Consider the following 11,371-nt stretch of genomic DNA (forward strand, 5'->3'; position numbering starts at 1 on the left):
CCTACGCGCCGCCCGCCGGGCCGAAGCGTATCGCCGAAACGGTCGCCTGCAACGCCGAGCGGTTCTCGAAGGCATCTCCCGTCAGGATCAGCCAGTAAAAGCGACATCCGGAGCTGGCGGTGAAATCGGCGAATTGCGCGAGCGTATGCTCCTGCGCCCCGGCACCGTCCGGGGCGGCCGCGCATTGCAGCTTGACCGAAACCGCCTCGGCGTCGCTGGCAGGGTCGACCTGCGCCTCAAACCGATAGCTTCCCGGCGCCAACCTTACCAACTGGCGCGCGAGTTCGACCTCTTGACCAGCGTCGACGTAAAGGCGGAACCGCCCCTCGCCACGCTGCGAAAAATTGCCCGTCTGCCCGGGCGGCGCCTGCCAGCCGAAGGCATTCTCGCCGCCGGTCTGCACGAAGCCGGTGGGGTTATCCGCGCCTTTGCCGGCGCGGTCCCACAATTCGAACACCTGCTGGTGCATGCCCGCGGCCGCCAGCGCGGTCATCAGCCGCGCATCGCTGTTCGCGCTCGTGCCCTCGTCGGTAAGCAGGCGAAGGTTGTAAAAGCGGGCGAGCGTGCCGGGGTCGGTCGGCACCTGCAGCCAGAACGGCACGGCCCATACGGGCTTGTTTTCCAACGCTTGCAGCACGACCGGCTCGGCGCCCTCTTGTCCGAGAACGGTGGCGAAGGCGCCGACGAAGTCCCCAGTCATCATGGGCCGCACCCGCGCGAGGCGATCGATCGCGCCCAGCGCCCGCTCGTAGTCGCTGGCGGCGACGGCGGCCTGGATTTCCATCGCGCCGAGATACTGGCTGCGCTTGTCGAGCGTCAGCCCGGCGGCCAGCACGCGGGCAGCCTCGTCGCTGCGGCCCTCGACCTGCATGGCGCTCGCCAGCAGGAACAGTGCATCGGTGGCGAAGGGTTCGCGGGCATAGGCCGCGCGCGCCATTTCCACGCCGCCCGGCCGGATCGCCATGACGGGGCGCTCGTCCTCGATGGCGACGGTGACGAACTGGCGCGCGATGCTGGCCTGCCAGAAACCGTTCCAGCCGAGCGGCCCCGGCAGTTCGCGCGTGTTAGCGAGCGCCTGCAACGCGAGCACGGGCGCGCACAGCAATGCCGCGACCGCCAGGACGGCACGTAGCGCGCGCATCAGGCGGGCAGGCCCTCTTCCTCGCCTTCCTTCTTGCGGTCATGGCCGTAGCCATAGCCGTAACCATAGCCGTAGCCGTAGCCGTACATGGCGTTGCGCTCATCCAGCTTGGTGACCGCCGCGCCGAGCAGTTCGGCGTTGGAAGCCCGGAGACGCGACACGGCGGATTCGAGGTGACGCCACTTGCCGCCGTTGGCCTCGATCACCAGCACCACGCCGTCGAGCGAGGGGGCGATCATCGGCGCATCGACGAGGCCGAGCACCGGCGGCGCGTCGATCACCACGTGGTCGTATTCGGCCTCCGCCTCGTCCAGCATCCGCTGGAATCGACCGCTCGACAGCAGCTCGGCAGCCGAGAGCGGCTTGCGCCCGGCGGGGATGACGTGGAAATCCTCAAGCGGTGTGGACGGCAGCACCATCGAGCGCCAGTCGTCCTTGCCCATGTGGTACTGGCTCATGCCCTGCGCGGTGTCGATCGACAGGTACTTGCCCACGCCCGACTTGCGCAGGTCGACATCGACCAGCAGCACCTTCTTGCCCTGCCGCGCGAGCAGGTAGGCGATGGCGACCGCGGTCAGGCTCTTGCCTTCGCCAGGCTGCGACGAGGTTATCATCAGCGAGCGCGGCATCGAGCCGCCGGCGGCAAAGGCTACACTGGAAGTCAGGCTGAAATAGGCCTCGTACAGCTCCGAGTAGGAATGCTGCAGCTCCTCCACGATGTCGCCTTCGTCGATGCGCGGGATGTTGGCCAGCAGGTTGAGACCGAGGCGGTCGCGCACCTGCCGCGGATCGCGCAGCGTCTGGTTGAGGAAGTCGTAGGCGTAGAGGCCCAGGATCACGACGACGAGACCGGCCACCAGCGCGATCAGCAGGTTGCGGATCAGGCTGGGCGTATAGGGCCCGCCGGGCACCTGCGCGGGATCGACGACGAGCACGTTGCTCTCGCCGACGCCGACGACGCCGATCTCGCGATAGCGCTGGAGCAGGCCGGCGTAGATCTCGCGGTTGGTGTCGACCTCGCGCTGAAGGATGTTGTATTCCACGCTGTCCTGGCGCTGGTCGGTGTAGTTGGCCTGCAACCGGTTGACTTGCGCCTGCAGGCGCTGCTCGGCGGCGAGCGCCTCATTGTAGTTTGCGCGCAGGCGCGACTGCGAACCACTTTGCGCACCTGCTTGCTCTTCCCGGATTGCGCGCTCGAGTTCATCGATCTGAACCTGCAATGCCTGTACCGGCGGGTAAGACGGGCTGAACCGCGATCGGAGTTCCGCCAGTTCGACTTGCAATTCGGCCCGCCGTGCGCGCAGCGCGTCCGCCGTGGCAGACGCTTCTGTGGAACCTGCGTTCGCACCCGAACGCGCGGCAAGTGCTGCCTCGGCGGCGATGCGCTGGGTGGTGGCTTGCTGAAGCGCGCTATTGAACGCGGCCAGTTCGGTGGCGACGAGCGTCTGCGACGCGGTGCCGGCGCTGTCGCCATCCTCGCGCGGGACGTCGATGGAGACGAGGCCCTGCGCGGTGGCATAGGCGATCACCGCCCGCTCGGCTTCTTCCAGCCGCTGGCGGTATTGCTGCAACTGCTCCTCCAGCGAGGAGCGGGCATCGCGCGTCGCCCCGAAGCGGCGATCGAGGTTTTCGGCTATGTAGGCGTCGGCCCAGGCGTTGGCGATTCGTGCCGACACCTGCGGATCAGGGCTGCTGAAGCTGATGTCCACGAGCGTCGAATTTATGATCGGCGTAATCGAGACATTGTTCAGCAGTGTGCCCGCCAAGGCAGGCTCGATGTCGGCGTTCTCGGGCACGACGTTGTTGTAGGCCGAGAGAAACTCCTCGTCGTTGCCAAGATCGAGCTCGCGCACCACGCGGTCGGCCAGCGACCGCGATTCCAGCAGTTCGTACTGCGTGGGCAGGAAGGCCCGGTCGGCGCGGACACGCTCGTCCTCGACGCCCTCGACGTTGAACACGTTCTTTTCGTCGAGCGTGATCTCGATGCGGGTGGTCGCCAGGTACAGCGGCGTCGCCAGCAGCGTGGCCACCAGCCCGGCCGCCAGCGCCAGCGCCAGCACGGCCGCGATGATGAGCTTGTTATTGCGGGCGATATCGAGATACTTCTCGAAATCGGTCACGCCCGAGAAGAAGCCGCGCTCCCGCTCGATCGGTGCCTCGTAGACCGCCGCGTCCGCGGGCAGGGTTCCGGCCTGGTCGTTCATCGCACAATCCGTCCGCTGAGTGTGGCTGCGGCGCGCTGTGCGGCGCGCGGCATTTCGCCACGATGAAGAACGACGGGCCCGCCATTGCGCGCGGGCGACCTAGAGCTGGAGAAGTGTGTCACGTGACCCTGATGAATTGCGGATCCCCCGTGGGATATCCCATAGGGCGAGCCTTTTGAACCAAGAGTAAACTACAAGCAACCGGCAATCACCCCGTACGCCGGGGGCCGCGATAGGCCAGCAATCCGGCGGCCACCGCCGCGGTCAGCATGATCGACGGCGTTCGCAGGGGATAGTCGACGGCGCTGTGCAATGCGATCATTAGCAGCGTGAGCAGGCCCAGCCAGCGCGGGTCGGTAACCGCGGCGAAGCGGCCGTCGGCGCGCCCCTCCCGCCACGTCCTGACAGCGACCGCGCCGGCAAGCACGGCTGCGACCAGCGCGATAGCGACGCCGGGCAGGCCGCCCTCGATGACGATCTGCAACCAGTCGTTGTGCGCCTGGTTGAGGTAATGCGGGGAGAGCCAATCCCACGGTTCGACCGCGCGGAAGGCCTGCTCGAAGGCTCCGAAGCCGACACCCAGCACCATGTTTGCGCGCGCCAGCGCCAGCACGGTGGGTAAGGTTTCGATGCGCTGTTCGTCGTCGAGCGACTGGGCGAACAGGCGGTTCAGCGCCGGAATGCTGTCGGCCATCGCGAAAAGCGCCATCACGGCCAGCGCCGCCAGCCCCAGCATCGCTGCCGCCACGACGAGACCGCGGCGGGACTTGGCCTTGCCCGGTACGGCCCGCGCCCGCACCACCAGCCGCACCACGACCACCAGCCCCGTCAGCGCCAGCAGGATCAGCCCCGCGCGCGAGGCATTCAGCAGGATCGAGACGGCCAGTATGGCAAGGCCGACGAGCACGAGGCCGAGCGCGCCCTTGGCTTTGCGCTCGTAGGCGCGTTCCAGCTCGAACACCCCGAACAGCAGCGCGATGTTGAGGAACAGCGCGTTGTGGTTGCGGTTGGAAAACAGCCCCACGGCGCTGTCCGCGTTGGTGATTTCGTAAAGATAGAGCCCGCTCGATCCGCGCAGGGCGAGCTGTGCGATGCCGAGCAGCGCGCTGGCGATGCCGGCCACGAAGATGACCTTGCGCACCTTTGCCCAGCCATCCTTGTCGAGCAGTGCGAGCAGCAGCAATGTCGCCAGCGGTACCACCAGCGAGGCGAGCGAGTTCATCGTGCGCAGGGGCGAGAGCGTGATGGGCCGCGATATGGCGCCGAGCCCCGCCGCCGCGTCCGCCTCTGCGATGACGTCGCGGCCCGCAAGGGCGCTCCAGACGGAATGCGGGAGCGGGATGAGCTGCACGCCCATCCACACCGCCAGCGCCAGCAGCAGGCCGACCGGCCAGCGAAAGGGGCGGAAGGTGTCGGCGGTCTGGTACCAGATGCCGATGGCAAGGAACACGGAGGCCAGCGCCCGCAGCGGCGCGAGACTCTCGATATCGAAGCGCGAGCCGCCGCCCATCAGGAAGACGAGCGCGGCGAAGACGACGAACAGCCAGGCGGCCCTGTCCGAAGTCATCGCGAAGCGGTTGGTCTTGCGCGCGGGAATGGCTCGTGTCCTTCAACAATGGCCGGGCGCGGGGCACCTTCGGCAAGCGAGCGCGAGCCGATAGCGGCGAGGCGAAGGACGGGCAAGTGCATGGGCATCGGCCAACGCCTGTACCCTTGTAATCGCCGCGCAACACCGCCATTGGGGGCGCGCCTGTCACAACTCGCGGAAATCGATGCCCCTCACCCCTCCCTTCGACCACGAAGACGGTGACGACAAGCTGCACGAGGAGTGCGGCGTGTTCGGCATCATCGGCGGCGACGAGGCCGCCGCGGTCACCGCGCTGGGCCTGCACGCCCTGCAGCACCGTGGGCAGGAAGCCGTCGGCATCACCAGCTTCGACGGCGCGGAATTCTTCACCCGCCGCGGGCTCGGCCACGTGGCGGAAAACTTTTCCACCGGCGAATCGATTGCCGAACTGCCCGGCCACATGGCGGCGGGCCACGTGCGCTATTCCACCACCGGCGGCGCGGGCCTCAGGAACGTGCAGCCGCTGTTCGCCGACCTTGCCAGCGGCGGCTTCGCGGTGGCGCACAACGGCAACATTTCGAACGCGCGCAAGCTGCGGCAGGAATTGGTCGAGAAGGGCTCGATCTTCCAGTCCACTTCCGACACCGAGGTCATCATCCACCTCGTCGCCACCAGCCGCTATCCCACCATGCTCGACAAGCTGGTGGACGCGCTGCGGCTGGTCGAGGGCGCCTATGCCCTCATCGTCATGACCCCGCGCGGCATGGCCGCCTGCCGCGATCCGCTGGGCATCCGCCCGCTCGTGATGGGCAAGCTGGGCGATGCCACCGTCTTCGCCAGCGAGACCGTGGCGCTCGACGTGGTCGGCGCGGAGTTCGTGCGGCAGGTCGACCCCGGCGAATTCATCGAGGTCGATTTCGACGGCGCCACCCGCTCGCACCGCCCCTTCGGCGACCGCCCTGCCCGGCCTTGCATCTTCGAGCACGTCTATTTCAGCCGCCCGGACTCGGTCTTCAACGACCGCTCCGTCTACGCCAGCCGCCGCAACATCGGCATGGAGCTCGCCAAGGAATCGCCGTGCGAGGCGGACCTGGTGGTGCCCGTGCCCGACAGCGGCGTGCCCGCGGCCATCGGCTACGCCCAGCAATCGGGCATCCCGTTCGAGCTCGGCATCATCCGCTCGCACTACGTCGGGCGCACCTTCATCCAGCCGTCGGACGGCGCACGGCACGCCAGCGTGAAGCGCAAGCACAACGCCAACCGCGCCATCGTGAAAGGCAAGCGCATCGTCCTCATCGACGATTCGATCGTGCGCGGCACGACCAGCATGAAGATCGTGCAGATCATGCGCGACGCGGGCGCGGCGGAGGTGCATTTCCGCGTCGCCAGTCCGCCCACCGGCAACGGCTGCTATTACGGTGTCGACACCCCCGAACGCAGCAAGCTGCTGGCGGGCCGGATGGATCTTGCCGCCATGCGCGAGTTCATCCAGGCCGACAGCCTCGCCTTCGTCAGCATCGACGGGCTCTACCGCGCCGTGGGCCTGAAGGGCCGCGACAACGCCTGCCCGCAGTATTGCGACGCCTGCTTCACCGGCGAATATCCCACGCCGCTGACCGACCTGCGCCGCCACCACCAGGCCGATGCGCAGCTGATCCTTCCCGTAGGTGAGAACGCTTAGAAATGACCGATACCGCCGCCGCCAAGCCGCTCGACGGCAAGATCGCGCTCGTCACCGGGGCGAGCCGGGGTATCGGGGCCGCCGTCGCCAGGGCGCTGGCCGCACGCGGGGCGCACGTCGTCATCACCGCGCGCAAGGTGAAGGACCTGGAAGCGGTGGAGGAAGCCATCCACCAAGACGGCGGCAGCGCCACCATCGCGCCGATGGACCTGACCGACGGCGAATCCATCGGTCGACTGGCGCAGGCCGTGGCGGAGCGGTGGGACCGGCTCGACATCCTGGTCATCTGCGCCGCCCAATTGCCGACGCTGACGCCGGTGACGCAGATCGACGCCAAGCAGTTCAACCAGGCGCTGACCTTGAACGTGCTCGCCACGCAGGCCCTGCTGGCCGGGTTCGACCCGCTGCTCAAGCGCGCCGAGGCCGGCCGCATCGTCGGCCTGACGAGCTCCGTCGGCGCCGAGCCGCGCGCCTTCTGGGGCGCCTACGGTGCCAGCAAGGCCGCGTTCGAGAACCTGCTCGAAACGCACGGACGCGAGATCGAGCGCATTTCGCAGACGCGCGTCGCCATCGTCGATCCCGGGGCCACCCGCACCGCCATGCGCGCCCGCGCCTATCCAGGCGAAGACCCGCAGACGGTCAAGCCGCCCGAAGCCGTGGGCGAGCGCGTGGCCGAAATGCTGAGCGAGGGTTTCGCCAACCTGCACCGCGAGCGCATCGAAAAGCACGGGTAAAGACCGCGTTAACCCCGTCCGGCAGGGACCGGGTAACTAAATCCCGACATTCTGCACTGACCAAACTGGTGGCGGACACGGTGGGGACCGTAACGCTTGGATAGGGCTCAGGTGCGATGACTTTGCAGAAATCGATCGGTCGTTACGAGATCGCCGCGCAGGAGGATCGCTCCGCTCCGCGCACGCGCATCATGATCCCCGCCCAGCTGCGCGCTTCGGGCGCACGCGCCTTCCAGACCGTGGTCAACGACCTCTCGCTGTCGGGCTTCTCGGCCACGGCGATCAACCGGATGCATCTGGGATCGGTGTGCTGGCTGACCCTGCCCGGTCTCGAATCGCTGCAGGCCGAGGTCGTCTGGTGGGAAAACGGCGTGGCCGGCTGCGCCTTTGCCAACCTGCTGAGCCCGATCGTCCACGACAACATCCTCGCCCGCTATCGCGGTGACGGATCGTTTCGCGGCTGACCATCCGGCGCGTGCCGGTTCAGAACCGGTGGGTGTACCAGAACCCGACCCGCTTCCCCAGTTCCGCCATCCGTGAAGGCCTGCGCGTGCCGAAAAGCGGCACCGCCCGTACGATCTCCAGCCGCCGGGCAAGGGACTCGCGCTGCGGATTGCTCTCGTCGCTGTGGATGGCCTTGCCGAAGGCCGCGAGATGCGCCGCCACCAGCGCCTCGTCTGCCGATGGGCCGACGGCCGCGTGCCATTTGGCGGCCAGGCCCTCGCCCCACAACACGTCGCAGGCGCGCAGGCTCGCCGACAGGGTATGCAAGCAGTCGTAGCGGCGGGCCAGCGCCACCGTCTGCGAGACGACGTCCGGGGCCGTGCGCTGCACGATCACGGCGAGGTCGGCGAGCCACTTGAGCCGGTGCCAGCGCGAACCCGCGCCGTGTATCACGAGGTAGAGCAGGTAGTCGGGCCGCGAGAGATCGAGCGAACCGTGCAGGAAGCGTGTATCGTCCCAGCCCGGCGGCGGATCGGCGAGCAGCCGGGCATGGACCTCGACCTGCACGCCGAACTGCGGATCGTAGACTGCCACCTCCCAGTGAAAGCGCAGCATCTTTTGCGCCCACTCCAGTTCCAGCGGCGAGCCGCCCCTGCCGACGAAGCCCGCGTCCGCCAGCAGCGCGATCGCCGTGTCCAGACGCGCCGGGTCCACCAGCAGGTCCACGTCCTTGGCCTGGCGCAGGGCCGCCGAGCCGTAAAGCGCCGGGCCGAGGTCGAAGCCCTTGACGAAGGCATGGGCCACGCCCTCGGCATCGAGCAGCCGCGAGACACGCTGCGCCGCGCCTTGCTGGCGCAAGGTGCGACGGGCGTTGGCGCGTGCCGATTCCTCGAGAAGGCCGGCTGCTTCGTCCCCGGCAAGGCTTCCCCCCGCGACAACCGCGCGGTGCAGCAGCGGCGCGACCCGGTGGCGATGCTCGGCAAGGCGCGCCATCGCCGCGTCGACCTCGCCCCCGCCGGCAAGCCCCAGCGCGGGGCGCAGGGCATCGGCAAGCTGCTGCAATTGCTGGTAAGGCGCGAACATGACGGGCGCGGGCTTACCGATGAAGCGGCGCGCCGGGCAAGGGCGATCTAGTCGCGCTCCACCGCCCTGGCCTTGCGGGTTGAGAACATCCCGGTCGTATCGACCACCGCCTTCGCCAGATAGCTGTCCGCCTCCAGCCGCCGGAACTGGCGGTGTCCGACGAGGAAGGTGACGATGTCTGCCGCCTCGCGCGCTTCATCGCTGGTGACGTGGCGCACGTTGGCGCGGCTCGCCAGCGCGGGTGGCAAGGCGTCGAGGTTGGGCTCGACCACCAGCACCTCCGCGCCTTCAATGTCGGCGATCGCCTCGACAATCTCCATCGCCGGGCTCTCGCGCACGTCGTCGACGTCGGGCTTGTAGGTGATGCCGTAGCAGGCGACCGTGGGCACCTTGAACTTGTCGGCGAGGCGGCGGACCTGCGCCACCACGCGGTGCGGCTTGTCGTCGTTCACCTCGCGCGCGGTGCGGATGAGCCGCGCCTCTTGCGGAGCGCTGGAGACGATGAACCACGGGTCGACCGCGATGCAGTGCCCGCCCACCCCCGCGCCCGGCATCAGTATGTTCACGCGCGGGTGCTGGTTCGCCAGCTCGCGCACCTGCCACACGTCGGTGCCCAGCTTGTCGCAGATGATCGAAAGCTCGTTGGCAAAGGCGATGTTGACGTCGCGGTAGGCGTTCTCGGACAGCTTGCAGAGCTCGGCCACGCGACTGTCGGTGATGTAGCAGGTGCCCATCACGAAGCTCTGGTAAAGCCGCGCCGCCTTCTGCGCGCAGTCGGTGGTCAGGCCGCCGATGATGCGATCGTTGCTGACGAGCTCGCGCAGCATCTGGCCGGGAAGAATGCGTTCGGGGCAATGGCACAGCGCAACGTCGGCCTCGCGGTCCTCGTCGCGGTAGCGCGGGAAGGTGAGGTCAGGCCGTTCCTCGGCAAAGATTTCCGCCAGCCGCTCGGTGCTGCCGACGGGCGAGGTGCTCTCGAGGATGACGACGTTTCCCTTCTCCAGCACCGGCGCGATGGTGCGGGCGGCGGCCTCGACGAAGGTCATGTCCGGCCCCTCGTCCACCATGGGCGTGGGCACGGCGATGAGGAAGAACTCGGCCGGCTCCGGCGTCGTCGTGGCGCGCAGGCGCTTCGTATCGACCGCTGCGCTCAGCAGCATCTGCAGGTCAGGTTCCTGGAAATGCGCCTGCCCGGAATTGACCGCGGCGACCACGCGCTCGTTCACGTCGAGGCCGACGACCTCGTGCCCCCGGCTCGCCAGCATGGCGGCGGTCGGCAGACCGATGTAGCCCAGGCCAACGGTACAGACTTTCATCGAACCTGCTCTTTCACGAAAGCCGCGACGCTGGCAGCGATCTTCGTCGCCGCCGTGCCGTCGCCGTAGGGGAAAACCGCGCGGGCGCGGCTGGCGTAGTAGGCCTCGTCGTCCAGCAGGCGTGCGACCGCTTCGACGATGGCCTGCGTATCGGTGCCCACCAGGCTGGCGACCCCGGTGGCGACCGCCTCGGGGCGCTCGGTCACCTCGCGCATGACGAGCACTGGCTTGCCCAGCGCGGGCGCTTCCTCCTGGATGCCGCCGCTGTCGGTCAGGACAATATGCGCCGCCTGCATCAGCGCAACCATCTGCACGTAGTCGACCGGCGGGATGAGATGCACGCTGGAGATGCCGCCCAGCCGCGCCTCGACCACGTCCTTGACCTGCGGGTTGAGGTGGACCGGATAGACGATCTGCGCATCCCCCCGTGCGGCGATGGCGGCGAGCGCGTCGCAGATGCGGGCAAACCCGTCACCGAAGCTCTCGCGCCGGTGGCCGGTGACGAGCACCAGCTTCTTGGCCGGGTCGAGCGCGACGGGCAGGCCCGCGAGTTCGTCGCCCTCGAGGCTGCGCGCGACGTGGAGCAGCGCGTCGATGCCGGTGTTGCCGGTCACCTCGATACGCCGCTGCGTGGGTCGTTCGTTCCGCAGGTTCTGCGCCGAGCCTTCGGTCGGGGCCCAGAGCAATTCCGCCACCGCGTCGATGCTGACGCGATTGTATTCCTCGGGCCAGGGACGGTGGATGTCGTGGCTCCGCAGTCCCGCCTCCACGTGGCCCACGGGCACACGGTTGTAAAAGGCGGAAAGCGCGGCGGCCATGGCGCTGGTGGTGTCGCCGTGGACGAGGATGATGCCGGGTGCGTGTTCGGCGATAAGGGCGTCCATCTCGCGCATGACGCGGGCGGTGATGTCGGACAGCGTCTGGCCCGGCGTCATCAGGTCGAGGTCGATGTCGGCGCGCTCGCCGAACACGGCGAAGACCTGGTCGAGCATCTGGCGGTGCTGGCCGGTGGTGACGACCTTCAGGTCGACCTCGGGCACGGCGCGCAGCGCGCGGACCACGGGCAGCATCTTGATCGCCTCCGGCCGCGTGCCGATGACGAGCAGGACGCGCGTCACCGCGGAGGCGCCGAGCATGGAGCGGGGAGCAAGTTCAACCACGCGCCCGCCCTACGCGCGGCATGTAAAAATAATGCTACCGC

9 protein-coding genes are annotated in these 11,371 nt (G+C 68.2%); 3 read left to right on the top strand and 6 right to left on the bottom strand.

Annotated features, from left to right (window positions below; translation table 11 throughout):
* Nucleotide 1 precedes the first annotated feature (1 nt).
* The 3 genes from AAW00_RS04630 to AAW00_RS04640 all read right to left on the bottom strand — a co-directional run bounded on the left by AAW00_RS04630 (nucleotide 2) and on the right by AAW00_RS04640 (nucleotide 4,912).
* On the bottom strand, nucleotides 2–1,141 hold the full coding sequence (locus AAW00_RS04630) for a hypothetical protein (protein WP_156169920.1): 1,140 nt from the start codon (nucleotides 1,139–1,141) through the stop codon (nucleotides 2–4).
* Nucleotides 1,141–3,345: a GumC family protein gene (locus AAW00_RS04635; RefSeq protein WP_052761758.1), complete on the bottom strand. Its 2,205-nt coding sequence runs from the start codon at nucleotides 3,343–3,345 to the stop codon at nucleotides 1,141–1,143. Before AAW00_RS04635 ends, AAW00_RS04630 begins: the two co-directional genes overlap by 1 nt.
* A 208-nt stretch (nucleotides 3,346–3,553) precedes the next feature.
* Nucleotides 3,554–4,912 carry an O-antigen ligase family protein gene (locus tag AAW00_RS04640; protein ID WP_052761759.1) on the bottom strand — a complete coding sequence of 453 codons (1,359 nt, stop codon included), beginning with the start codon at nucleotides 4,910–4,912 and terminating at the stop codon, nucleotides 3,554–3,556.
* Nucleotides 4,913–5,117: 205 nt separating this feature from the next.
* On the opposite strand from AAW00_RS04640, the gene purF reads away from it, so the two are divergent.
* The 3 genes from purF (at nucleotide 5,118) to AAW00_RS04660 (ending at nucleotide 7,791) form a co-directional block, all read left to right on the top strand.
* Nucleotides 5,118–6,593, top strand: a complete 1,476-nt coding sequence (gene purF, locus AAW00_RS04650) for an amidophosphoribosyltransferase (protein WP_047003097.1) — start codon at nucleotides 5,118–5,120, stop codon at nucleotides 6,591–6,593.
* 2 nt (nucleotides 6,594–6,595) lie between these two features.
* Nucleotides 6,596–7,327 carry an SDR family NAD(P)-dependent oxidoreductase gene (locus AAW00_RS04655; RefSeq protein ID WP_047003098.1) on the top strand — a complete coding sequence of 244 codons (732 nt, stop codon included), beginning with the start codon at nucleotides 6,596–6,598 and terminating at the stop codon, nucleotides 7,325–7,327.
* Between the two features lie 116 nt (nucleotides 7,328–7,443).
* Entirely contained in the window at nucleotides 7,444–7,791 is a 348-nt protein-coding gene (locus AAW00_RS04660) for a PilZ domain-containing protein (RefSeq protein ID WP_047003099.1), read from the top strand.
* 19 nt (nucleotides 7,792–7,810) lie between these two features.
* On the opposite strand, the gene AAW00_RS04665 is transcribed toward AAW00_RS04660, so the two are convergent.
* The 3 genes from AAW00_RS04665 to wecB are packed head-to-tail and all read right to left on the bottom strand — an operon-like array spanning nucleotide 7,811 to nucleotide 11,306.
* A complete protein-coding gene (locus tag AAW00_RS04665; RefSeq protein WP_047003100.1) occupies nucleotides 7,811–8,854 on the bottom strand; it encodes a nucleotidyltransferase family protein in 1,044 nt (347 codons plus the stop codon).
* Nucleotides 8,855–8,901: 47 nt separating this feature from the next.
* Nucleotides 8,902–10,170, bottom strand: coding sequence for a UDP-N-acetyl-D-mannosamine dehydrogenase (gene wecC, locus AAW00_RS04670; protein WP_047003101.1), 1,269 nt, complete (start codon nucleotides 10,168–10,170; stop codon nucleotides 8,902–8,904).
* The gene (wecB, locus tag AAW00_RS04675) at nucleotides 10,167–11,306 is read right to left on the bottom strand and encodes a non-hydrolyzing UDP-N-acetylglucosamine 2-epimerase (protein WP_047003102.1); all 1,140 of its coding nucleotides are present in this window, start codon (nucleotides 11,304–11,306) and stop codon (nucleotides 10,167–10,169) included. Before wecB ends, wecC begins: the two co-directional genes overlap by 4 nt.
* Nucleotides 11,307–11,371 lie beyond the last annotated feature (65 nt).

Origin of the sequence: Aurantiacibacter luteus (assembly GCF_001010945.1) — a bacterium.
GTDB classification, from domain to species: Bacteria; Pseudomonadota; Alphaproteobacteria; order Sphingomonadales; family Sphingomonadaceae; genus Alteraurantiacibacter; species Alteraurantiacibacter luteus.

Bases quoted from the DNA above. Each gene is read 5' to 3' on its own strand.
- AAW00_RS04655 (WP_047003098.1), top strand. From the start codon at position 6,596: ATGACCGATACCGCCGCCGCCAAGCCGCTCGACGGCAAGATCGCGCTC.
- purF (WP_047003097.1), top strand. From the start codon at position 5,118: ATGCCCCTCACCCCTCCCTTCGACCACGAAGACGGTGACGACAAGCTG.
- wecC (WP_047003101.1), bottom strand. From the start codon at position 10,170: ATGAAAGTCTGTACCGTTGGCCTGGGCTACATCGGTCTGCCGACCGCC.
- AAW00_RS04640 (WP_052761759.1), bottom strand. From the start codon at position 4,912: ATGACTTCGGACAGGGCCGCCTGGCTGTTCGTCGTCTTCGCCGCGCTC.
- AAW00_RS04660 (WP_047003099.1), top strand. From the start codon at position 7,444: ATGACTTTGCAGAAATCGATCGGTCGTTACGAGATCGCCGCGCAGGAG.
- AAW00_RS04665 (WP_047003100.1), bottom strand. From the start codon at position 8,854: ATGTTCGCGCCTTACCAGCAATTGCAGCAGCTTGCCGATGCCCTGCGC.
- AAW00_RS04630 (WP_156169920.1), bottom strand. From the start codon at position 1,141: ATGCGCGCGCTACGTGCCGTCCTGGCGGTCGCGGCATTGCTGTGCGCG.
- AAW00_RS04635 (WP_052761758.1), bottom strand. From the start codon at position 3,345: ATGAACGACCAGGCCGGAACCCTGCCCGCGGACGCGGCGGTCTACGAG.
- wecB (WP_047003102.1), bottom strand. From the start codon at position 11,306: ATGCTCGGCGCCTCCGCGGTGACGCGCGTCCTGCTCGTCATCGGCACG.